Origin of the sequence: Coleofasciculus sp. LEGE 07092, assembly GCF_015207375.1 — a bacterium.
In the GTDB taxonomy this organism is placed as follows: domain Bacteria; phylum Cyanobacteriota; class Cyanobacteriia; order Cyanobacteriales; family Coleofasciculaceae; genus LEGE-07092.
On sequence record NZ_JADEWY010000029.1, the window covers coordinates 33,276 to 54,440 of the forward strand.

Here is a 21,165-nt window from a genome sequence, read left to right on the forward strand (position 1 = left end):
ATTTTTAGCTGACTAGCATTTCTTTAAATTCCTGTCGCCTCGACCAATAGGCGAGGTCAGACACTTCTTCTAAAAGACGAATATTTTCAGAACTCCATACATCAAAGCTATCGTCAAACAATGAGATGAATTGCGAACTATTTCCATTTTCTTTTAAATAGCTGAGGTCAGACCAAGCCGTAAAAACATTATCAGCTCGACTATTAGCTGCTGCTCTACTTCCTGTACTAAGTACATCTATTAACGCATTATGTCGAGCATGTTGAGTATAAAAATCTACTTTTCGAGAACGACCGGAGCGACCCTTAAATTTTTTGTTTTGTTCAAAAGGTATCTTTGATTCTTTTAAAAATTCTGCTACTTCCTCGATAATTGACTCAAAAGCTCTTGTTTTAAAGGTAAACCAAATATCAGAAACTCTAAATGCTGCTTGAGATAAGCGTATGACCGCAGAGGCTAAATTTTCTTCTTTTTTTATCCGAAGTATGAGCATTCCACGGTATCGCTCGACTCCATGAGTTAAAAGGGTATCTTGAATAAGAATTTCTTGCTTTTCGGAACGCTTTGGAGATATAGTTTGCATTCGCAACCAGCGCAGGGTTTCACCCAGGTCTGTTAGTACATACTGTCCGTCTTTCTCTTTTAAAAAGACATCGATTACGTCACCGTCTGGGTAGAGGTAGGGGGTACGGATGCGGATAAAGTCGTTGACAGTAGAACAGGTAAACAACTCTCCGATGGTTTTAGCAATTTCTTGGCAAATGGTAGACATCAGAGGAACAGATCCAACTGTAACGGTGGTGGTTCTTGCATAATTCCATTATGGGTGATTCTTGACTCCAGACAAAACTGCTGCCATATTGTGACTGGCTCAGTGATTGGAGCTGTTATATCGGGTGGAACATAGGCTTTTTTATCTCGATACAGTTCGTCCCAGCGATGTTTGTGTTTTTCTCCTACTTGTTCGCCATCGGGATTTCTATGGTCTTGTCCTAAGTCCAAGCCATAAATCCTACCAGCAGCACGATGAATGATTACATAGCTAAGCTTTTGAGCAAGCTCATTGTAGCTTCCTTTAATAAAGATTGGATAACCAGCATCTGAAACTACCTCAACACGAAATTCTACAGCAGGAGAATGGTCTTCATCATCAAGCCATCTGATATCTCCTTCTATACGTTTATTGGTATCAGTTATGAGTTCCTCAAATTCATCTTGAGATAACATAAGGAATGGCTACAGAATAGTAGATAGTTTACTAATATCATTGTTTAGTTTTTCCATGTTGCATCTAAGGTAAAGTTATGGGAGTTCTTGAGGAGTAAAGTGTTATTTTCTTTGATTAAGTCGCCCGTGCAGTATATAGGAATGCGTTCTTGATAAGCTTTGATAGCCAGAATATAGTCACGTCCAGTTAATTCGGTCTGAATTTTGCACAGTTGATCCGTGACAGCTCCAAAAATTGTAATTTGACCACTTAATTCTGTCGTTTTGGGAGTTTGAATTTGCATTACTACTCCCTGAACAGTTACGGCGGTTGCTGTTGCGTTTAATAATTTGCTTGTTTCTTGACCCGTAATGGTCGCGTAAAGGACAACTGGATCGAGGTCGGCTTCATTTTCCCATTGAATAGTTCCTAAATCAGGATTTACTTGGACTTTTGCAAAGTAGTCTGGGTCTTGTAAGGGAGTAAATATCCCTGTAAATTCTATAATTTTGCTAATGTCAACGATGCCCTCAATGCCATCATCAAATCGTAGACGGAGTTTATATCCTTCTAAGGGTTGGACATCGATAATATCTTTTAGCATGGCTTACTCTAAAGGAATAATTTTGTTTAAAGGTTGATTATTTTGGGCTAGTTCCCAGTTTTCCATTAGTTCGGTTTGATGTAGAGTTGCCCACTCAGTCACGATTTTATTAGCTTTCGAGGTTAGCTCTCCGGCTATGATTTCAAGGGTATTGATACTGATAAGGGCTTTTTGTTGGTTATAGCGGACGTGAAAATGTGGGGGGAAGTGGTCGTTATAATACATGGTAATGATGATGCCGAAAAAACGGCTGATTTCTGGCATTAAATTACCTCGTTAACTGCCTCATCTTTCTATCTCCAAAATAAAATCAACTGGATTAAGGGTTTTTAGAAGTAATCATTGACAAAGTTTAGGCTTCTACTTTGGGTCTTTCTCTAATCGGTTGATGATATAAAACCATTAATTGATTGTCTGTTAAAGTTTCTATGGCATAGGCGCGACCTGTTAAATCGCTGAATTCAATTTCAAAGGCTCCTGGTTCGTATTCTTCTACAATTGTTCCAACTTGACCGCGATATAAACCTAGTTCTGGTAAATCTTCTAACAGAGCGACAACATCTAATAGTTTCATCAGCTAATACCTCTTAATTAAAGAACGTAACACGTTATGAGACGGGGGAAGTCTTCGTTATTTCTAATTATCCAGACGCTATGAATAATTGCCTGTTTGTCACCGCGAGTCATGGGAAAGTCGATGATGTATTTTTGACCGTAGGGATTGCGTTTATCAGGAATAGCATCATGGGCTTGAAGGGCTTGTAAAAGGGCGGCTTCGAGTTCTTCAATATCGTCTGAATCTAGGTCTAAGGCAGATTTGAATACTCGTGCTTTATGTTGTCCATCGGGATGTTTTGGGTTGAGGCAATAACCTGCTAGTTTTTGGCTGTCAATGATGGCGCGTTCTGGATTAGGCAGTTTCATGTTACCTCCTCTACTACTTTCTCGGCTTCTTTGACTCGGATTTCGCCTGATAGGAGTTTGGGGAGTAGGGGGCGATTTCAAAGGCGTTGAGGGGGGTGTAGTTGAGGGTTTCTAGCCAGTCGAGGGTGGCTTGTTCGACAATGGATTTATTCCAATTTTCAATTATGGAACGCCTATAATGTTCCTCGGAGATATCTATACATTTTTCTATTAATTTTTCAGGCAGGATAATTTCACCGCCTTTTTGAGGTTTAAAGCCCCATAAGCCAAAAACTAAAGAAATTATTAGAGCAAGATAACTAAAAATCTTTAATAACAAACAGAGCTTACAACTCAGAGAGATATCGGTATTGGGAAAATCAATAATAAAAGATTTGTCAGGTAAGCTTGATGAAAAGCGGATAAGAACCGCATCAAACCCAATGACTGTCCCCAGCTTGGTATTTAGGATATTGCTACTGTCGCGTATATTTTTTAATGCATTCTCCGCATATTCGTAAATTAGGTTTATATTTGAAGTATGTTTATCAATACTCAAAGGAGCCTCCATGTCTGATAATCAAAAAAATCCGTCCTCAACTCAAGGGCAGTCTAATAGTTCTCAACAAGGACAATCTAATCCCTCTCAACAAGCCAAAGTAAAAAATAATCCACCCCCTATTAAGTTTGAAAATACAGTTCATTTGAGGAATGACTCCCCAACGTAATATTTGAATTTGTCATCTTTGAATCCACCACCAATTGCAAAGTTTCCTGGTGTGAGGAGTATGTCTCCTGGTGGTTCAGTTCGGAAAAACTCTCCTTTGAATGCCTACCCATGCTTGATATCAATCAAATCGCCAAGTGCTGTTACCTCCCACCCCTTCGGAATCTTCCCCAACGCCGAATCTTCAAACTCATCAGGGAAAAGGTGAGCCGTTGCAGCGTCCATTCCTACTGGCTGTCTGCCGTCCATCTTGGCGCGAACAGGGTCAAAGTCCACAAACCAGGATTTGAAGATTGCCCGTGCGATCGCTTCCAGTGTCCCGTTCATCTGCTGGTTCAGCTCGATTTTGTCGTCTAGTGAAGAGAGGATATGTGCGATCGCTTTTTGTTCAGAAGGCGGAGGAACTACAAACGGAAGCGCAGATAAAATCGATGTATTGAGATTTGGCATAGTAGCGCCGATGGCGTGCCGAACTATCCACTCCCGAACATTGGGATGACTTAAGTAATAAGACGCATACAACGGGTCAATTTCACCGTTACCGAATCTAACGCGCAGACAACCAGTGCCACAAAGCCAGCCCTCCTCTTCAGCACGAATTAAGGCTCTACGTTCAACATCACCACGCCGGCTATAAACAATGTCACCTGTTCTTACCAAATAACGACTGAGCCTTTCAGCATCTTGAGCAGTAATTCGAGCAATTCCTTCGGTCACAACGCGGTTATCACCGATATTTTTAGGCATGATCGAAGGAATACCAAAAGGCACATAGTCAGAGGCATGTAATTGACTTCCGAAAGGACCTGTTTGAATATCACCGCCAGTTCTTTCGCATACTTTACCAAGTGTCGTTACTTCCCAATGGGCTGGTAATGAATTAAAAAGCGATTCAACCGCCATACCCCAATCCCTTAAGTACCTTTACTGATTCAGCCTCTCCCTCATCCATCGCCGAAATGCCCTTAACGCTTGAGAAGTTCCTGACTGTCGCCCCATCTCTAAAAACTGAGAAATCCCCTCAATCACCGGAAAATTAGGATTTCCCGGAAACTTCTTGTCCGTCAAATTTGGGTCGTCCTCAATTGAACCTGTTGGCTCAACTATATAGGGCTTGCTGAATAAGTCGGCAAAAACAACCGATGGATTAATTAGTTATTTAATCCTGAATAAAAGATAAGTATTTATTGTTAATAATTCCCTGGCTGATAGCCTTTAGTAATAAGTGATGACCGAAAAAGACTTTCTGAGAGTTGGAAGCACAAAAAAAGACAAAAAACCTGCCGTAGCAGGGTAGACAGATTCATGACCAAAAAAGTGATAGCAATGGCTGTTTCTGAAGTATGAGGGAGTTTAGCCATGATGCGATTCAGCGTCAACCTACGTTTAGAGACTCAAATTTTCCCTCAATAGCGTTACGGATTTTCTCGTCTTCTTTGGCTTGTTTCTTTATAGCTTTTCTTCTTTCTTTTCTTGACGATTTCCGTTTTTTGGCGACTCTCAAGTACTCTTTTCGGGCGAGGTTTCTATAAGTTTTGGGTTTTTTATCAAGTTTGGCTTTTACAGGTTCATAAAGAGTATCTATTATTTCTTCCGTTTTGACTCTGGCTTGATTCAATAGCCCCAAATCATTGGGATAGCTTATATCGAGAGGCGCACAAGTGGCATCAAGGATTAATTGACCTCGAGAGAGCTAACTCTCTTTTTTCTTGGCTTTCTGTTTCTGAGCTTTTTTTTTTAGATTCTGACTCCGCCTCTAACTGACTCTTTTTCACCATTCTTTCATTCACTTGGTTGACGAGACTTCCTGTTATTCTTTCCCGGAATCTTGCCAATAGTGATGGGTCATACGGGGCTTCACTGCTGTAATAGGTTTTTCCTATAAAATACTGTAAGTAAGGGTTCTCTTTTATTTGTTCAACTGTCTCTCTATCACTTATTCCTAATTTTTCCTTAATTATTAATGAACCCAAGGCTACCCTAAAGGGTAGAGAAAGCAAGTTCAGCCCCCCAAATAGTGCGATAGCGAAGCGCTGACTTCGGCGTGAGCGCTCAGTCGAACGCTGCGTACTCCGTTGGAGAAGCCGGAGGCTAGCGCAGATCGCACACCGTCTCTGTAGAAAAATCCCCCTACCAGAAGTACAATACTACTGCCATTTTAAGAAGAAAAACCCACGTCACACCCTCAGCACTGCCTGAAGCACTGAGGGAGATGATGAAGGTAGACGCATATCTGGTTAATTTTTGACAAGGATTGGGTAAATCCTTCGGGGAGAAGCCTCTCTCACTCTAAAATCCTCCACAATTCCCCAATTTTCCAGTTCAGTTTAGTCGCAGCCACCCCCCCAAAAACTGAGCTTGACAGGGCTGGAGCGATCGCACCACAGCTCACCGCCCTTCCTGGTACTCGCTAAAACACTTCACCTCATGAGGCACTAAGAGCAACTGTAAAGATAACCTGATTGTCAATTTCAAATCGTTGGTTCAAGAGAATTTTTGGCAGCTCCTGAGTGTCAATTACCAGAATAATTGCCTCTTCAAAGTCGAGCCGTTCTGTAATCAGCTCTTCTCGGCTGGTTTTGGTAATCAACTCTTCTTTAGTTATCAATCTATTGCGACGTGAAGCAATGACAAAGAGACGGTTTCCTTCTTCCTGAATGAGAACCTTGCTGAAGTCGTCCCAAAACGGAGCTTCATCGGCTTCCCCTTCCAGAATCAGAGGATACAAGTCTAACCACGGCTCGACTCGAACCCATTCGCGATCGCACATAACCCTAGCCAGGTAAAGCTTCTCAATATCATATCGGTTTCCCGTCTCGCCCTCTTTAACCACAATCCACGGGGGCACCCTGTAAGTAGATGCTAATATCTTATTACCTGAGCGATCGCTGATATAATTCCAAATTTCTACAGTATCCTCACGGACAATTTGAAATTTGATCTCAACGAGTGGGCTAGACGCTTCGGTAAAGTAAAGGTGTTGCCCAGAAATAAATCGATTACCATTGTCAACTAGAATGTACCAACGCTGAGTAGCCGCATCAATCCATTGAGCATCCAGGTGAGGAAAACTGGCATGCAACTCTTGCCTTTCCAAAAGCTGGATGTTTTCGGGTTCCGAGCAATCAAACTTAAAAATAAATACAGGTAGTTCAACGTTATCCAGAACATAGGCAATCTTTTGAAGGGGCTGAGTAGCGACGATAATGGATTGCGGTGTTCGGACAATTTTAAAGATTTGAAGTTCTGTTGAGTCCTCAGCATTCAGCAAAGGCTTCGATTCGAGTTCGATGTAGCGTTGCGATTGAGGCTCAAATGCCAGCAGGAGCAGTCGGTCACGGCGATGCAAAGTATCTCTGGCAGCAAAGATTAAATCAGGGAATGTCATACAATACAGAGATTGCTGAATTTTCTACCTTGGCAGGTTGGCGGTTGTATGGCACCAATGCCCCCAGAACACGATTATCCTTGGTAGAGGCAGTGTCCTACTATCGGGAACAATGGCAACCGGAACGAGGCTTTCATCTTTTTAAGCGAGGTCTCCTCCCCGCACTTTCCATCTACTTCCAAGATGATACTCGGATTCGAGGGTTAATGTTTTTGCTAACCCTCGCACTACAGCTATTCACCCTCATGGAGTTTGTCGTGCGCCGTGAGTTAGCTAACCAGCAAGAGTCCTTAACGGGTTTGGCTGATGAGTATTCCTGAGTCTATTTATACTCTCCCTGTGTTAGTTCCCGAATGAGTTTAACTGTCGAATGTTCGCGTCAATCTCTCGCGGACATAAACTCGCTCTATTGAACTAACTTTTGTTTAACCTAAATGGTGCAATTGCTTACTCAGACTACTGTGTGGCTGCTGATAAAGCTAGTGGGCTATCCATTTGAGCGAACGGTGAGTTAGAAGCATTCTGGTTGTTTTCCCTCAGCATTTTGGATTTCTTTAGCCAACTACAAATTGGGGAAAATAACAAGACCTTGAAAGGGCTGCTCCTACTTTCTTACTATCGCCAGCCTTCGTTTTGAGCATTGCCTTCAGCGCACCTTTTTTAATTGCCTTGCTCGTGCGCCTCTTCTGCCGTTAAAGATTCTGCATGATGCTCCTGTAATTGCTGGATGTGATCGCACCTCGGAGGATAAGGAAAAGCGATCGCTCTTTCATTGCCTGCCAACTTTAGACAAATTTATGGTGGTGGATGACGACCTAGCAATTCCTCTTCTGCCCTAATCGCCAACATTGTTGTTCGATTCAAATCAAGTGCTTGTACCGTTGCTCGACCTGTAGCTGTCAACCCGACAACTTGCACACCATTCCAACTAAAGTGTTCTTTCCATGCCTGTTGGCGAGGATTAAAAATGGAGACAACTTCACCCGTCTCCGAGTCCTCAAGATTTTGCCGTGCGCCCTTGCGAAGTGAACAGGAGACATAAGCAAGAGCTAAGTTTTCAGCAATCGTCTCACCACCAGCTACAACAGGAATAATGTGGTCGATATGAAAAGTAGCGACTTGACCAATTTGCGATATCCTGCAATATTCATAACGGTTCTCTGCTCTTTGAATGACTAATCGACGGAGGGAAGCTGGAATTGTTACCATCTATGTCTGCGGAAGATGCTTTAGAAATACGGCGGCGGGTTTTACTAGCTTTTGAAGCCGCAGAAAAAGAACCCGATCCAGAAAAGCGCCGTAGTTTGTTAACCTTTGTCCTAATCGGCGGTGGACCGACCGGCGTTGAGCTAGCAGGAGCACTGGCAGAACTCGCTCACGGCACCTTAAAGCAGGAATTTCGTAACATCGACACGTCAGAAACTAAAATTTTGTTACTTGAAGGTCTAAATCGGGTGTTGCCGCCGTATCCACCGGAGCTATCTGCAAAAGCACAAGCGGCGTTGGAGCGCTTGGGAGTTACAGTACAAACTGACACTCTGGTTACTAATATTGAAGAAAATTCTGTAACAATCCGTCGCGGTGAGCAGACTGAACAACTATCGGCACACACCATTTTGTGGACAGCAGGGATGAAAGCTTCTTCAATGGGAGAAGTACTCTCTAGAGCCACGGGTGTACAACTTGACCGAGCGGGACGAGTTATTGTCAACCCAGACTTAACCGTAGCAGACCAACCCAATATTTTTGTGATTGGTGACTTAGCCAATTTCCCTCATCAATACGAAGATGGCAAACCCCTACCAGGAGTTGCCCCAGTTGCCATGCAAGAAGGGCAGTATGTTGCCAATCTCATCCAGAAGCGACTCAAGGGAGAAACGCTGCCTCCTTTTAGCTATAACGATTATGGCAGTTTGGCAGTAATTGGACGAAATGCTGCCGTTGTCAATTTGGGATTTGTGAAGTTTTCAGGGTTCCCAGCTTGGCTTGCCTGGATTTTCGTCCATATTTTCTTTCTTATTGAATTTGACAATAAGTTAATTGTGATGATTCAGTGGGCGTGGAATTACTTTACGCGTAAACAAGGAGCACGGCTAATTACGAAACCCGATCTATCTGACTCAAGTAGGAGTGAAGTGGAGAGAAATTCTGAGATACACGATCGCGCAGTAGCCTAGTGAAGAGCAAGGAACTCGGGGTCAAGATAGCACGTTCGCGGCAACCTTTCAACGAGGCGATCGCGCAAACAATTACAGCATAGAGTATGAGGAGCAATAACCCAGCTAGGAAAGCACTTCGTCATTATTAGATACTGGCGGCAAGGGTAAGGCACAGCAGTTTACATCATGTAAGCAGACTTTACCCCATTGCAGTGCCCAACGCACCAATGCGACTCGATTATCGGTGGATGTCTTCTGCAAAATATTGCTGATGTGGTTGTCAACCGTGCGCTTACTGATTTCCAGTTTCTGGGCAATCTCCTGATTGGTTAAACCAGCACTTACCAACTCTATAATCTGTAACTCCCGGTCTGATAGAGACGCCGGGATATCGGACTTGCCACCAGCCATAGGTATTTTGTCCTTGGTAAATCTACTCATTGCCTCCTTATAATTCTAGCTAACTGCGCCCAAGCCCTACGCTAACTATCTCTTACCAACAACCAATGACCCATAACGACCCTCACCCGTTCGCTTTAATTGTGCCTACCTACTTATTGAAAGCTGTAGATTTTTTGAGTGGTTAAGCGATCGCAAATCGAAGACGGGCGCTGACTCAGGGGGAATCTTTGTCGATCAAGCTGAACTTGCAAACCTGTTAAGGGATCAATGCCCGTAGATACCAAAAATTCTAGGCGTCCTAGTTGCGACCATTCGCTTAGGGTGTCCAAAATCTGAGCGATCGCTTGCAAGTACGGATGCTGTTTGTGTTGATACCAGTCTGGTGTAGCTAAGTTGGCTTGATCAAAACCGAGGTGAACGATTAGAGACGCTTTGCCAAACAACGCGATCGCAACAGGTCGGGCTTCTTCCTGCAACAGCATATTGTGATTGTGTACCAAATGCCGTAATTTTTCCAATCGTTCATAGCGTTCGGTTACGGGTTGGGGGGCATCTGACCACTGAATTGCCACCGTCACTAAATAAGTTTGTAACAGTAGATGCCCCAATTTCTGAGCCTTGGTTGCCAAGTAATTGGAATTATAGTCATTCGATTCAATCAACAATGGCACCCGATCAACCACCTCAATACCGTACCCCCTCAAACCCGCGATTTTACGGGGATTGTTGGTAATTAAGCGAATTTTCTTGACACCAATATCATTAAGCATTTGCGCTCCCATGCCGTAGTCCCGCAGGTCAGCCGGAAATCCTAGGCGTTCATTGGCTTCTACCGTATCCAGACCCATATCTTGTAGAGAGTAAGCCTTCAGCTTATTCACCAAACCGATACCACGCCCTTCCTGGCGCAAATACACTAACACGCCCTGACCTGCAGCCTCAATCATTTTCAGAGCCGCTTCTAATTGCTGCCGACAGTCACAGCGCAGGGAACCCAAGGCATCGCCCGTCAAGCATTCGGAGTGCATCCGCACCATAACCGGATTATCTTGGAACTCGATGGGGTCTCCCTTAACAATTGCAACGTGTTCGGAGCTATCCATCGTGTTACGGTAGCCGTAAATCTGGAAGTTTCCAAAAACCGTAGGCAATGTGGCAATAGTTTCCCGGTAGACAAAGCGATCATGCTGAAGGCGGTAACTGATTAAATCAGCAATGCTGATCAGTTTGAGGTTGTGCTGTTTAGCGTATTGAATGAGTTGAGGCAAACGCGCCATCGACCCATCAGAATTTTGAATTTCACAAATTACCCCGGCTGGGTAAAGTCCCGCGAGTCGGGGGAGGTCAACCGCCGCCTCCGTATGACCTGCCCGCTTTAAAACCCCGCCCTCTCTAGCACGGATCGGGAAAATGTGACCCGGACGCCGCAAGTCATGGGGTTCACTCTCTGGGTTAATGGCAACTTGAATCGTTTTCGCCCGGTCTTCGGCAGAAATACCCGTGGTGACGCCTAAATGGGATGCCGCATCAATACTAATGGTAAATGCTGTCTGGTTGCTATCAGTATTTTTGCTAACCATTAGGGGTAGATCGAGGGCGTCAAGGCGTTCGCCTGTCATTGCCAGACAAATAAGCCCCCGTGCTTCTACCGCCATGAAATTAATCATGTCAGGGGTAGCGAATTGGGAGGCACAGATTAAGTCCCCCTCGTTCTCTCGATTTTCATCATCGACCACGACCAAAGCTCGACCGGCTTTTAGGTCGGCTAGGGCGTCGTCGATCGAGTCAAATATAAACGTATTAGTTTCCGGCAATTCCACTGCAAGAGCGCGATGCTACAACCCTTAAGATTTCTACAACTTATTCCTTCTTAATTGTATCCCGTTTGCTTGGGTACAGGATTAGTGATGGTCATCTGTTGAAAAAAAGTTTGCCCTATCAGTAAATTTGTTGCAACAAACACTCCATGATGAATGACTTATAAGGAATAACTCGTGCAATCTCGTCAGATTTTTTATCACCAAAGTGCGTGTTTGATACTAAAATGCAGCAAATGTTCAACTGTTTTTGATTTGTGCTCTCTTAGGAAAGGAATATCATGGGTGATTTAGGACGCCTGCCAGTAGGAATTATTGGCGCTTCCGGTTACGGTGGTGTACAACTTATACGTCTGTTGATGGATCACCCAGGCGTTGAGGTGGTTTATTTGGGGGGAGATAGCAGCGCAGGGAAATCATTTTCTGAGTTGTACCCTCATTTAGGTCATTGCGTCAATCTGACCATTGAGCCTCTTGATTTAGATAAAATTGCTACCCGTTGTCAAGTTGTATTTCTCTCGTTGCCCAACGGTTTAGCTTATCAGATGGCACCCAGTTTGCTATCTAAGGGTTGTAAGGTGATCGACCTTTCGGCTGACTATCGGTTTAGGAACTTAGAGACTTACAAAACCTGGTATGGAGGAGAACGGCATGACTTAGAAACCGCAGCCTTAGCCGTTTATGGTTTACCGGAACTGTATCGCGATCGCATTGCGGGGGCTCAACTAGTGGGCTGCCCTGGTTGCTACGTTACCACTAGTTTGCTAGCACTCGCCCCCCTTCTGAAACAAGGATTAGTTATTCCAGAAACGGCAATTATCGACGCCAAATCGGGGACATCGGGAGCTGGACGGACAGCAAAAACTAATCTTTTATTGGCAGAAGCGGATAACTCCATTTCCCCCTACGGTGTTGCCCGCCACCGACATACTCCAGAAATCGAACAAACGTGCAGCGATTTAGCAGGGCATGATGTTACCGTGCAGTTTACTCCTCACCTAATGCCGATGGTGCGGGGATTGCTGGCAACGGTTTACGCAACTCTTCGTGATCCGGGACTCGTGCGAGAAGATTTGACAACGATTTATACTGCCTTCTACCGAGCCTCTCCCTTTGTGAAGATTTTGCCAAGCGGTACTTATCCTCAAACGAAATGGGCTTGTGGGACAAATCTCTGTTATATCAGTGTGGAAGTCGATCCGCGTACTGATCGGGTAATTGTCATGTCGGTTACAGATAACTTGATTAAAGGTCAAGCTGGTCAAGCTATCCAATGCTTGAATCTGATGATGGGTTGGCAGGAAACTTTAGGATTGCCTCAGTTGTGTTTTTATCCGTGAAGGCGGCAGTATCTAGAAGTTCAGCGATCGCATTTTGCTTAGAGGTGCGATCGCACCTAGGGTGCGGACGCCTGTACCTGAAAGGTCAGCGTCTGGGGAATTGCCGCCAACTAATAAACTGAGCGATAGCGAATCGACAACGGGTTTTACGGCTACGACGACCTCTCCTTAAAGCTCTGCGAGACTCAAGGGAGCCTTTAATCTGTTGTCCTCGATGAGAGATTTCTAGAGCGTTGGTTACGTGCCCCAGAACTTAGCGGTGAGTTGTTGACAATCGCTCACCTAGAATGCAGTGCCATCGACTGCGATTCCCGGCTCATTTGGAAAACCACCATAGTTGTGAGCTTCATACTGATTAACAAAGGCAAGAGCTTGCAGGAGTGCTTCTTTACGAGCTGACACTAAGTGCTGCGCGGGTATGAGATCCAACACTCCAAAGCGTTCCAGCCGCCGTTTGGTTTGACCCGTGGCACCGACGATGAAGACTTGACGACCTTTGTCAATGGCATCCTTGATAGCATTCTCAATTGCCAGAGAAGATGTAACACCTAGTATGGGTACGTCGCTCAGGTCGAGAATGAGTACATCGTGGTCTTTCATCGCTATATGCTGACGAGAGATTGCCTTGGAAACCCCGAAAATCATCGGACCGTTGAGCTGGAACAACAGCACGCGACCATTACCGCGATCAAGCAACTCTTTCTCTTCGTCGCTCATCAAAATTGCATCATCAGCATCGGTAATTGTCTTAACTTCCTCAGATCGCAGGTTAGAAAGACGCTCGATAGTCAAGATATTAGCAACGAAAACCCCAACGCCAACAGCAACAATCAGGTCAACAAATACGGTGAGTCCAATCACCCCGTACATAATCAGGGCGGCTTTCATTGATACGTGGTGAGCGCGTTTCAGGAAACCCCAGTCGATAATATCTATACCTACCTTGAGGGCAATACCTGCCAACACTGCCATCGGAATAGTCGCAGTCAAAGGTGCAGCCCACAAGACTACAACGAGTAAAATTAGGGCGCGAGTTAAGCCAGATACAGCGGTGCGACCACCTGCCTGAATGTTAACGACCGTTCCCATGGTGGCTCCTGCACCAGCGATACCGCCAAACAGCCCAGAAAAGAGGTTCCCAAGACCTTGACCGATTAATTCTTTATTGGAGTCGTGTTCGGTACGAGTCAGACTATCGGCAATCATTGAGGTGAGTAGGGCATCAATGCAGCCCAGCATACCCAGCACCAAGGCATCGACGAGCATTTTCTGGAACTGAGCTGCACTAAAAGTAGGGATCTGCAAGCTGGGCAAACCCGCCGAAATTTCCCCAATGCGGCGAATATCTATATCTTGGAAAACAACGAGCGAAAGTACCGTTCCTACTACTAGCGCAATCAATTGCGGGGGAAGCAGTCGCTTGACATTGGCTGGGGTGAATATAATCAGAGCTACCGTCAAGGCAGCTAAAGCCGTTTCAGCAGGATTAATATTGCTCAACAACTCCGGTAAGTTACCCAGGGTACCGAGAACGCCACCTTTGGGACTAGCTTGACCAAGAAATGGCCCCAATTGCAAGATAATCAGGATAATTCCAATCCCGGACATGAAACCGGAAATCACCGTGTAGGGCATGAGGGTAACGTACTTACCCAGTCGCAATGTACCCAGAATGATTTGGAATATCCCAGCCATCATGACCACAGTAAATGCCATAGCCAACCCGTTCTCAGGGTTAGTAGCAATGAGTCCAGCAATGACTGCCGTCATCACCACGGTCATCGGTCCAGTTGGCTCGGAAATTAATGTGGGAGTGCCGCCGAAAAGAGCTGCAAAAAAGCCGACCAAAACAGCGCCCCAAAGACCAGCAGCAGCACCGGCTCCAGAAGCTACACCGAAAGCTAGAGCCATTGGTAGGGCAATAATTGCGGCAGTTATACCCCCAAAAATGTCGCCCTTGAGGTTTCTGAAATGGATACGATTTGTAACTTGCATGAAAGCACAGTCCTCCTTCCTTGTTTATTTGCTGTAGTTACACAACAAGTTACACCAGTGTTTAATAACCTAGCTGTATAGGGCGAGCGCATATCGCTTTACCCCTACATCAACGTTGTGTTTCTCGTCTGTGACAAATCCAAGTGGCAGTAGATTAAAACTTTGTAAAACTACTTAATATTTTCCATGGCTATATTAAAATGACTCTGAATATAATGTAAATATTATGATTCTTATTGAAATCATAGATAAAATACTATAATTCATGAAAATGCTCCCTCTCGTGCTAATTCCAATAGTTTTCCACCAGGGGTCTGCCGCCGTCTACTAGTCGTAACTCCAGGGCAATTTGTACCTTTTTGAGGATTCTAGGGAATCTCATCTTCGTTATGTTGCAGTTATTGAGCATCCGAAAATCCACGAAAAGCAATAATTATGGCTGAAAAACCTCAAAAAGAAGTGAAACAGGTCACTCCAGAACCGATCATTTCAGATATACCCGTAGAAAATAAGGTTGGTGAACCCATTGTTTCTGATTTATCTGCAGAAGTGACTGAATCCTACGGAACTGGCGTTCATCCAAAGCCTGGTCTTAACAGGGGTGGGCGAACGATGAATGAGCAGATGAGTCAATATGGGGCAGTCAGTCCAGAGCTATCGGCAGGGGATATCGATGCTGCTTGGTCACAAGCTGAAGGAACAGCAGAAGAAACAGTGGGTGGAACGGCTGCCACTCCAGACCAAGATATTGTTGATAATCTAGGTAGTGCTGTAGGTTTAGAGATGGACGATAAATCGTTCCTGCGAACCAATGAGATACTAGCGGATCGCGATTCTCAAAGATGGGAACTAAACCCCAAATCTTCTGAAGATTATCAGAAGCGCCGGGACTGAACTGCCTCCTCCGCTCCCCCAGTCCCCTACTCCCTTGTTGCCCTGGCACTATCCAAAAACTGTGAGATTGTGGAAAGGTAGAAGAGAATGTTAATTATACCCAGTCGGCAGTTCATTAGAGTGAGGGGGATAGCCCTTTATTTATGGATCAGCGAATCTTAAACCAGGCAGTCTTTAGCCAGGGCAGCAACATGAATACCACCTATAACTACCAATTCGGAGGGTGTTTACCCGCTGACGCACAAACCTATGTGTGGCGGCAAGCGGATGCCGAACTTTATGAGGGCTTGAAAGCCGGGGAATTTTGTTATGTACTCAACTCCCGACAGATGGGTAAATCCAGCTTGCGGGTACAAACGATGCGCCGATTGCAAGCTGAAGGCATTGCTTGTGCGGCGATTGACTTAACGAAGATTGGTTGCCAAAATCTCACTCCAGAGCAGTGGTACGCAGGATTGGTGCGTCGGTTAGTAATTAGCTTCACGCCCTTTTTTTCCCCGACTGCTGGAAAAAATACGGCGGGGTTTAATTTGCGCAGGTGGTGGCGCGATCGCGATTTACTTTCCCCCGTGCAGCGTTTCAGCGAATTTATCGAGCAGGTACTGCTGCCCACAGTTCCTTACAATATTGTCATTTTCGTAGACGAAATCGATAGTGTTCTCAGCTTGAACTTCCGAGTTGATGATTTTTTGACAGCTATCCGTGCTTGCTATGACAGTCGGGCTGACCATCTGCCCTATCAGCGCCTCACTTTCGCCCTTTTGGGGGTAGCTACGCCATCGGAGTTAATTCGAGACAAAAACAGCGCCCCGTTTAACATTGGTCAAGCGATTGAACTGACAGGCTTTCAACTGCATGAATGCTTTCCCTTACTCCGAGGTTTAGCATCCAAGATCAGTAGCCCTCAAGCTGTTCTCAAAGAAATTTTGACTTGGACGGGGGGGAAACCATTTCTTACCCAGAAGCTTTGTCAGCTCGTCCTAGAAAGTAATGAACTTAACACCATCAATGATGAACTCAAACGAGCCGCTAATATTCATCAGGTTTCATGCATCGTTCATCATTTTGTCAAGAATTTAGTTAGATTCCACATCATCGACAACTGGGAAGCCAAAGATGAACCGGAACATTTGAAAACGATCCGCGATCGGCTTTGTCGGCGTGCAGAGCGCAATCGCTTGTTGCGCAACAGCTCTAGTACTCGCCGACTGCTAGTACTCTACCAACAAATTTTGCAACACGGGGAAATCCCCGCAGACGAGAGTCCAGAACAGATCGAACTACGGCTGTCAGGATTAGTAGTCAAGTGTCCCATTGGTCGAAACTACAGCCGACCTGTTCTGAGAGTTTACAACCGCATTTACGAGTTAATTTTTCATCTTGGCTGGGTTGCCAGAGAACTTGCTAGCCTGCGTCCCTATCAGGTTACGATGGATGCTTGGTTCGCATCTGGGGGACGGGATGAATCGCGGCTGTTGACTATGTCGGAATTGCAGAATGCCTTTATCTGGGCAAAGGGTAAGCGATTGAATGAGCGAGATTATCAGTTTTTGAGCGCCAGTCGTCAAAAGGTTTTGGCAACAGTTGCCAGGGAGTACAGGGGGGCAGGTAGGCAGGGAAGCAGGAAACCCTTGTCTTCACTTTCCCCTTCACATTCGTCTAACGGAATCAATCGGCAGAATTCTCCCTCATTATCTAAACCCTCTAAGCATCGTCCCTCTCGTCCAGATGAACAGATGATCTATGAGCATCTGGTTTATTGTGTGCAGCGGGAATCCCCCCAGGAACTAATCGAGCGCTTCGATCAGCTATTTATCAAAGGCAGCGGTTATTCTGATCCAGAGATTTTCGCTAGTCTACAGCGCGTTATCCTCTCGAATCCCAGTGAAGAGGAATTTAAATACATTATTAATCGCTGCTGCCACATTCTTATTAACCGTTGGCAAATGCAACCCCAACACCAAGGAGCAATCGCAGATTTGGTGGCTTTATTAGAGAAAACCTCTCAAACTAGAACAACAGCAGTCCTCTCCACTGCTCGCAAACGCTTGCAAACACTCATCCACAAGTTTAGCCGAAGCGAGGAATATCTGAAACTACGGCGTTTGGTGCAAGTGGTAGCCCCGGATGCCAATCGCCAAGGAACTAATTCTCAACTAGGTCGGCTGATTTGTCGGTATCCCTACTTATATAGCCACGCCCTATTGAGTCAGGACAGTTCTTACGAACATCAGCAAACGATTCGCCACATTCAAGCGCAACGGCAGTGGCAGTTTGAAGTGAATCTGTCCCAATACGTGACTTACATGGTGAGGCGAGCGCAAAGTACTCGTGATACCTCCTCACGGATTATCCAGCCTGTGCCAAACCCGACTTTATTGAGCGATCGCGAATTGTACTCGGCGCTCCAGCAATTTATGGGCAATGTTGAAGGTTCGTCTTACACCTATCGAGACTTAGCTCAAATTTTCCTCAACCGCCGGAGTCAGACTCAGTCTTACCGAGCCTTTAAAGCCGATCTCTACGAGTACTTAATTAGTTCTATCGAGCCAGAATACGGCAAGCATCAATTTAATGAACGTTTGTACAAACAACTCACTAAGACCTTACCCGATAGCGATTCCCAAAAAATAAACGATTTCTTAATTCTGCGGACGTGCAGTCAATTGCTAAACTTCCTAGTAGGAAATCCTCAAAACCCTAACCACTATATCTTTATTGACTTGATTTCTAATATGGGACCGACTCAGACGATGGGATTATTACTGAAAATTGTGCTGCTTTCCACTAAAATTAAGCCTGATTTAGAACGGCGATTTTCTATTTTATTCAGTCACTACGAACGCCAAACTATCAATGAACTTGTCTGGTTAGTGAAGTCTCTAGAGAACTTAAATCTGGCGTTTGTCGTGAATTTCGGAAATGTGGATTTGTCCTCAGTTAATATGATATTAATGGGTCGATAAGTCTTTCGACACCAATAAATCCATATTCCGCACCCAAAGAGTGTAACATTACGGATTTTAGGGAGTGGATTGTTTAAATATTTGTAGAATTTTCTTGACTTTATTGCAGATATTAAAAGGAAGAAAGCGATCGCTGTTACCAAAATCGCCTCTTCCTTTGGCTCGATACAACTGATATTTTCAACCAAGCTTTGCTAGGAGAACCATCGTGGACTTAATGTCGTCCGCTATCTATCCTGGATTTGCCTGCCTCACCCCGTCTTCTGGGTTGATGGCATCTGCCTTATTTTCAGTCCCCATTACCGATCCGGTAGCCGTTTTTTTGACAATTCTGGCGATTATGTTAGTCGCCCCTCTGTTGTTTGAGCGGCTGCGACTTCCCGGTATTGTTGGGTTAATCCTTGCGGGTGTCATTGTCGGACCGAACGTCCTCGGTCTTTTGGAGCGTGACGATACCATTGTTCTGCTCGGTACAGTCGGGCTGTTATTTTTGATGTTCATGGCGGGGTTAGAAACCAGCCTTGATGACTTAAAACATAGTGCTGACAAAGCCGCAATCTTTGGATTGGCAACGTTTTCCTTACCGATGATTTTGGGTACAGGAGCTATGTTGCTACTGGGATACGGCTGGCTAGCATCTATCCTAGTGGCGTCTTGTTTTGCCACCCATACGCTTTTAGCGCTGCCAGTTCTCTCCAAGCTGGGACTGATGCGATCGCCAACTATAACAACAACCCTGGGGGGTACTCTTATCACCAACGTGCTGGGACTTTTAGTACTAGCCGTAGTAGTGAAAGCCCACGGGGGAGATTTAACCCTTGGTTTTTGGTTATTTCTGATTCCAGCACTGACTATTTATACCTTTGCTACCCTATGGGGTGTCCCAAAACTTGGTCGCTGGTTCTTCCGGCGATTTGGACATGATGAAGGGGCAGAATTTATTTTCGTCCTGGCAACGTTGTTTGTCGTCTCTTATGCAGCGGGTTTGATTGAAATCGAACCGATTATTGGTGCGTTTTTAGCCGGAATTGCCATTACCCAAATCATTCCCCAACTGAGTCCTTTAATGAATCGGATTCAGTTTATTGGCAATACCTTGTTCGTACCATTTTTTCTGATTTCTGTAGGAATGCTAATCGACCCGCTTATCCTGGTGAGAGAGCCAAAATCCATCTGGATTGCCACGGTTATGATTGGCGCTGAGGTATTGAGTAAGTTCTTGGCAGCGTGGGGACCGGGTAAATTTATGGGTTTTCGGTTCCCTAATATTATGGTGATGTTTGGTCTTTCCGTCGCTCAGGCAGCGTCTACTTTAGCCGCAATTACCGTTGCCTACAAAATTGAACTGGTGGATCAGTTAACGGTCAATGGTATTATTGCCATGATTTTAGTAACCTGCGTGGCATCCCCTTGGATTACGGAGCGCTGGGGTAAGCAGATGAAACCTCACGGTCAACGGGCAGTGGATGACCAAAGCACCACTCAACCCTTGGCAAAACGAGTTTTAGTTCCCGTTGCCAACCCCAATACCGAAGATAACCTGCTTCAGTTGGCTTTGATTCTGGCAAAAACTGCTAAGGGAACGCTACTACCCCTGCACGTTCTTTCTGATAAGACAGGTCCGGTTTCCCCGGAAGCCAAGATGTTGCAAAATCAGTTATTGGCAGCCGCAGAAACCATCGCTCACGCCGCCGTAACCAAGGTGGAAACAATTGGTCGTGTGGATGATGCTATTGACCGAGGTATTACGCGCACCGCAGCAGAACGGGATGCTAGTCTAATTGTTTGCGGTTGGAAAGGATATTCTACCACCCGCGAGAACTTTTTTGGTAGCGTGATTGACAATGTGGTGCGACGTTCTCACGTACCTGTGTTAATTGCGCGATTTCGACACCCTGTTCAGAATACCTGCCGAGTGCTTCTGGCAGTGAGCGATCGGGAAATATCATCGCCAGCGTTTAAGCAAACGGTCGTTTTAGCAAAAACTCTGGCAGCAGAACTCAAAGCAACACTGCAACTTATCATGCTTGTCACCCATTCTGGTGGCTTGCAACTAGAACCAAAATCCCTAGGCTTAAGCGCTGATGTTTCCATTCAGCAAGTGCGGGGCAACTTTGTTAAAAAAGTCTCGCGTATGCTGCAAATGGACGATTTGCTGATTTTAACGGCAAGTACTCATCCGAGTTATTTGTTAACTATACCCGCAATTGGGCTGGAACCGGAAGCGATCGCACGTACTCACACGCAAACGTCTATTATTGTCGTTCATTTTCCGGTAATTAGCTGCTGACACCCTCCCTCCCTAAATTGAAGATTATGGGGAGAGATTTTATCCACTCTCCGAGTTCGGATTCGTTAACGGGGGAACTCTAATCGGACATCCTCCTTGCTCCATCGATTGGGAAAGACAACAGAGAATCTGTACGAGTTGAGCACCAACCCAGCCAGAGGATAGGGGAGACGATTGGTTGTAACGAACACTTGTGAGAAAGCGATCGCACACTAATCCTAGGGGTTCCTCAGCAGGGATGTTTAGCACTTCACAGCGTTGACCGATAGGCGTAAAAGAATCGCTATTTTGCTTGAATGACCCGTGTTGGAGGGTTAAAGGGGCATTAGGTTGCAGTTCATCAAAGATCAACGTTCCCTGACTGCCCACAACCCCAAGACGTCGCTGCTTATCAGGATTGAGCCAACACAGGTGAATCAATGCCTGAAAGCCAGTGGGGTAGGTTAACGTAGCTTGCACCCAGTCCGCTAAAC

General features: G+C 45.2%; 22 protein-coding genes and 5 pseudogenes. 8 read left to right on the top strand and 19 right to left on the bottom strand.

Features of this window, described 5'->3' with window-relative positions:
- Positions 1-4 precede the first annotated feature (4 nt).
- From IQ257_RS09505 to IQ257_RS09535, 7 genes are all read right to left on the bottom strand, one after another.
- A complete protein-coding gene (locus IQ257_RS09505; protein ID WP_193873666.1) occupies positions 5-772 on the bottom strand; it encodes a DUF1828 domain-containing protein in 768 nt (255 codons plus the stop codon).
- Entirely contained in the window at positions 772-1,227 is a 456-nt protein-coding gene (locus IQ257_RS09510; protein WP_193873667.1) for a DUF6978 family protein, read from the bottom strand. Before IQ257_RS09510 ends, IQ257_RS09505 begins: the two co-directional genes overlap by 1 nt.
- A gap of 44 nt (positions 1,228-1,271) precedes the next feature.
- Positions 1,272-1,811 (bottom strand): DUF2442 domain-containing protein, encoded by a 540-nt coding sequence (locus tag IQ257_RS09515; RefSeq protein ID WP_193873668.1) that lies wholly within the window; start codon positions 1,809-1,811, stop codon positions 1,272-1,274.
- 3 nt (positions 1,812-1,814) lie between these two features.
- A complete protein-coding gene (locus tag IQ257_RS09520; RefSeq protein WP_193873669.1) occupies positions 1,815-2,075 on the bottom strand; it encodes a DUF4160 domain-containing protein in 261 nt (86 codons plus the stop codon).
- 88 nt (positions 2,076-2,163) lie between these two features.
- On the bottom strand, positions 2,164-2,385 hold the full coding sequence (locus tag IQ257_RS09525; protein ID WP_193873670.1) for a DUF4926 domain-containing protein: 222 nt from the start codon (positions 2,383-2,385) through the stop codon (positions 2,164-2,166).
- Between the two features lie 17 nt (positions 2,386-2,402).
- On the bottom strand, positions 2,403-2,735 hold the full coding sequence (locus tag IQ257_RS09530) for a DUF6883 domain-containing protein (RefSeq protein WP_193873671.1): 333 nt from the start codon (positions 2,733-2,735) through the stop codon (positions 2,403-2,405).
- Between the two features lie 13 nt (positions 2,736-2,748).
- A complete protein-coding gene (locus IQ257_RS09535) occupies positions 2,749-3,273 on the bottom strand; it encodes a hypothetical protein (protein WP_193873672.1) in 525 nt (174 codons plus the stop codon).
- 10 nt (positions 3,274-3,283) lie between these two features.
- Here IQ257_RS09535 and IQ257_RS29985 point away from each other — a divergent pair, with 10 nt between their 5' ends.
- Positions 3,284-3,442 (top strand): hypothetical protein, encoded by a 159-nt coding sequence (locus IQ257_RS29985; protein ID WP_193873673.1) that lies wholly within the window; start codon positions 3,284-3,286, stop codon positions 3,440-3,442.
- 104 nt (positions 3,443-3,546) lie between these two features.
- Here the strand turns inward: IQ257_RS29985 and IQ257_RS09540 are convergent, their stop codons facing one another.
- From IQ257_RS09540 to IQ257_RS09555, 5 genes and pseudogenes are all read right to left on the bottom strand, one after another.
- Complete coding sequence (locus IQ257_RS09540; protein WP_193873674.1) at positions 3,547-4,344, bottom strand: restriction endonuclease subunit S; 798 nt, start codon at positions 4,342-4,344, stop codon at positions 3,547-3,549.
- Positions 4,345-4,479: 135 nt separating this feature from the next.
- A pseudogene (locus IQ257_RS09545) lies at positions 4,480-4,551 on the bottom strand (NAD(+)--rifampin ADP-ribosyltransferase); the annotation flags it as partial.
- An 80-nt stretch (positions 4,552-4,631) separates the two neighbouring features.
- Positions 4,632-4,802, bottom strand: a complete 171-nt coding sequence (locus IQ257_RS31460; protein WP_416207925.1) for a hypothetical protein — start codon at positions 4,800-4,802, stop codon at positions 4,632-4,634.
- 44 nt (positions 4,803-4,846) lie between these two features.
- Positions 4,847-5,426 (bottom strand): annotated as a pseudogene (locus IQ257_RS09550) (transposase); the annotation flags it as partial.
- Between the two features lie 440 nt (positions 5,427-5,866).
- Positions 5,867-6,829: a hypothetical protein gene (locus IQ257_RS09555; RefSeq protein ID WP_193873686.1), complete on the bottom strand. Its 963-nt coding sequence runs from the start codon at positions 6,827-6,829 to the stop codon at positions 5,867-5,869.
- Here IQ257_RS09555 and IQ257_RS09560 point away from each other — a divergent pair.
- Positions 6,823-7,149, top strand: coding sequence for a hypothetical protein (locus tag IQ257_RS09560; RefSeq protein ID WP_369076430.1), 327 nt, complete (start codon positions 6,823-6,825; stop codon positions 7,147-7,149). The two genes, IQ257_RS09555 and IQ257_RS09560, sit on opposite strands and share 7 nt — an antisense overlap.
- 340 nt (positions 7,150-7,489) lie before the next feature.
- Here the strand turns inward: IQ257_RS09560 and IQ257_RS30715 are convergent, their stop codons facing one another.
- Together IQ257_RS30715 and IQ257_RS09565 are read right to left on the bottom strand one after the other, a co-directional pair.
- The gene (locus IQ257_RS30715; RefSeq protein WP_265584463.1) at positions 7,490-7,612 is read right to left on the bottom strand and encodes a hypothetical protein; all 123 of its coding nucleotides are present in this window, start codon (positions 7,610-7,612) and stop codon (positions 7,490-7,492) included.
- Positions 7,613-7,624: 12 nt separating this feature from the next.
- The gene (locus IQ257_RS09565) at positions 7,625-8,038 is read right to left on the bottom strand and encodes an HNH endonuclease (protein WP_193873676.1); all 414 of its coding nucleotides are present in this window, start codon (positions 8,036-8,038) and stop codon (positions 7,625-7,627) included.
- Positions 8,039-8,046: 8 nt separating this feature from the next.
- On the opposite strand from IQ257_RS09565, the pseudogene IQ257_RS09570 reads away from it, so the two are divergent.
- Positions 8,047-9,006 (top strand): annotated as a pseudogene (locus IQ257_RS09570) (NAD(P)/FAD-dependent oxidoreductase); the annotation flags it as partial.
- 105 nt (positions 9,007-9,111) lie between these two features.
- On the opposite strand, the gene IQ257_RS09575 reads toward IQ257_RS09570, so the two are convergent.
- Both IQ257_RS09575 and ribBA read right to left on the bottom strand, forming a co-directional pair.
- On the bottom strand, positions 9,112-9,399 hold the full coding sequence (locus IQ257_RS09575; protein ID WP_193873682.1) for a helix-turn-helix domain-containing protein: 288 nt from the start codon (positions 9,397-9,399) through the stop codon (positions 9,112-9,114).
- A 143-nt stretch (positions 9,400-9,542) separates the two neighbouring features.
- On the bottom strand, positions 9,543-11,210 hold the full coding sequence (gene ribBA, locus IQ257_RS09580; protein WP_322744261.1) for a bifunctional 3,4-dihydroxy-2-butanone-4-phosphate synthase/GTP cyclohydrolase II: 1,668 nt from the start codon (positions 11,208-11,210) through the stop codon (positions 9,543-9,545).
- A gap of 278 nt (positions 11,211-11,488) precedes the next feature.
- Here ribBA and argC point away from each other — a divergent pair, with 278 nt between their 5' ends.
- Both argC and IQ257_RS09590 read left to right on the top strand, forming a co-directional pair.
- Complete coding sequence (gene argC, locus IQ257_RS09585) at positions 11,489-12,547, top strand: N-acetyl-gamma-glutamyl-phosphate reductase (RefSeq protein WP_193873677.1); 1,059 nt, start codon at positions 11,489-11,491, stop codon at positions 12,545-12,547.
- Complete coding sequence (locus tag IQ257_RS09590) at positions 12,532-12,669, top strand: hypothetical protein (RefSeq protein ID WP_193873678.1); 138 nt, start codon at positions 12,532-12,534, stop codon at positions 12,667-12,669. Before argC ends, IQ257_RS09590 begins: the two co-directional genes overlap by 16 nt.
- 11 nt (positions 12,670-12,680) lie before the next feature.
- Here IQ257_RS09590 and IQ257_RS31140 read toward each other — a convergent pair.
- Together IQ257_RS31140 and IQ257_RS09600 are read right to left on the bottom strand one after the other, a co-directional pair.
- Positions 12,681-12,794: pseudogene (locus IQ257_RS31140) on the bottom strand (RRXRR domain-containing protein); the annotation flags it as partial.
- A 35-nt stretch (positions 12,795-12,829) separates the two neighbouring features.
- On the bottom strand, positions 12,830-14,542 hold the full coding sequence (locus tag IQ257_RS09600) for a SulP family inorganic anion transporter (RefSeq protein ID WP_193873679.1): 1,713 nt from the start codon (positions 14,540-14,542) through the stop codon (positions 12,830-12,832).
- Positions 14,543-14,977: 435 nt separating this feature from the next.
- Between IQ257_RS09600 and IQ257_RS09605 the strand changes: the two genes are divergently transcribed.
- The 3 genes from IQ257_RS09605 to IQ257_RS09615 all read left to right on the top strand — a co-directional run bounded on the left by IQ257_RS09605 (position 14,978) and on the right by IQ257_RS09615 (position 20,692).
- On the top strand, positions 14,978-15,436 hold the full coding sequence (locus IQ257_RS09605; RefSeq protein ID WP_193873680.1) for a DUF6335 family protein: 459 nt from the start codon (positions 14,978-14,980) through the stop codon (positions 15,434-15,436).
- A gap of 143 nt (positions 15,437-15,579) precedes the next feature.
- The gene (locus IQ257_RS09610; protein WP_228060567.1) at positions 15,580-18,402 is read left to right on the top strand and encodes an AAA-like domain-containing protein; all 2,823 of its coding nucleotides are present in this window, start codon (positions 15,580-15,582) and stop codon (positions 18,400-18,402) included.
- A 271-nt stretch (positions 18,403-18,673) separates the two neighbouring features.
- Positions 18,674-20,692 (top strand): cation:proton antiporter, encoded by a 2,019-nt coding sequence (locus tag IQ257_RS09615; protein WP_228060571.1) that lies wholly within the window; start codon positions 18,674-18,676, stop codon positions 20,690-20,692.
- Between the two features lie 39 nt (positions 20,693-20,731).
- On the opposite strand, the pseudogene IQ257_RS09620 reads toward IQ257_RS09615, so the two are convergent.
- A pseudogene (locus tag IQ257_RS09620) lies at positions 20,732-21,165 on the bottom strand (gfo/Idh/MocA family oxidoreductase); the annotation flags it as partial.

Excerpts from the sequence above, each read along its gene's own strand:
- IQ257_RS31460 (WP_416207925.1), bottom strand. The coding sequence starts at position 4,802 with ATGGCTAAACTCCCTCATACTTCAGAAACAGCCATTGCTATCACTTTT.
- argC (WP_193873677.1), top strand. The coding sequence starts at position 11,489 with ATGGGTGATTTAGGACGCCTGCCAGTAGGAATTATTGGCGCTTCCGGT.
- IQ257_RS09615 (WP_228060571.1), top strand. The coding sequence starts at position 18,674 with ATGGCATCTGCCTTATTTTCAGTCCCCATTACCGATCCGGTAGCCGTT.
- IQ257_RS09520 (WP_193873669.1), bottom strand. The coding sequence starts at position 2,075 with ATGCCAGAAATCAGCCGTTTTTTCGGCATCATCATTACCATGTATTAT.
- IQ257_RS09530 (WP_193873671.1), bottom strand. The coding sequence starts at position 2,735 with ATGAAACTGCCTAATCCAGAACGCGCCATCATTGACAGCCAAAAACTA.
- IQ257_RS09560 (WP_369076430.1), top strand. The coding sequence starts at position 6,823 with ATGTCATACAATACAGAGATTGCTGAATTTTCTACCTTGGCAGGTTGG.
- IQ257_RS09565 (WP_193873676.1), bottom strand. The coding sequence starts at position 8,038 with ATGGTAACAATTCCAGCTTCCCTCCGTCGATTAGTCATTCAAAGAGCA.
- IQ257_RS09575 (WP_193873682.1), bottom strand. The coding sequence starts at position 9,399 with ATGGCTGGTGGCAAGTCCGATATCCCGGCGTCTCTATCAGACCGGGAG.
- IQ257_RS09555 (WP_193873686.1), bottom strand. The coding sequence starts at position 6,829 with ATGACATTCCCTGATTTAATCTTTGCTGCCAGAGATACTTTGCATCGC.
- IQ257_RS09605 (WP_193873680.1), top strand. The coding sequence starts at position 14,978 with ATGGCTGAAAAACCTCAAAAAGAAGTGAAACAGGTCACTCCAGAACCG.
- IQ257_RS09610 (WP_228060567.1), top strand. The coding sequence starts at position 15,580 with ATGGATCAGCGAATCTTAAACCAGGCAGTCTTTAGCCAGGGCAGCAAC.
- IQ257_RS09515 (WP_193873668.1), bottom strand. The coding sequence starts at position 1,811 with ATGCTAAAAGATATTATCGATGTCCAACCCTTAGAAGGATATAAACTC.
- IQ257_RS09525 (WP_193873670.1), bottom strand. The coding sequence starts at position 2,385 with ATGAAACTATTAGATGTTGTCGCTCTGTTAGAAGATTTACCAGAACTA.
- IQ257_RS09540 (WP_193873674.1), bottom strand. The coding sequence starts at position 4,344 with ATGGCGGTTGAATCGCTTTTTAATTCATTACCAGCCCATTGGGAAGTA.
- IQ257_RS29985 (WP_193873673.1), top strand. The coding sequence starts at position 3,284 with ATGTCTGATAATCAAAAAAATCCGTCCTCAACTCAAGGGCAGTCTAAT.
- IQ257_RS09510 (WP_193873667.1), bottom strand. The coding sequence starts at position 1,227 with ATGTTATCTCAAGATGAATTTGAGGAACTCATAACTGATACCAATAAA.
- IQ257_RS09505 (WP_193873666.1), bottom strand. The coding sequence starts at position 772 with ATGTCTACCATTTGCCAAGAAATTGCTAAAACCATCGGAGAGTTGTTT.
- IQ257_RS09600 (WP_193873679.1), bottom strand. The coding sequence starts at position 14,542 with ATGCAAGTTACAAATCGTATCCATTTCAGAAACCTCAAGGGCGACATT.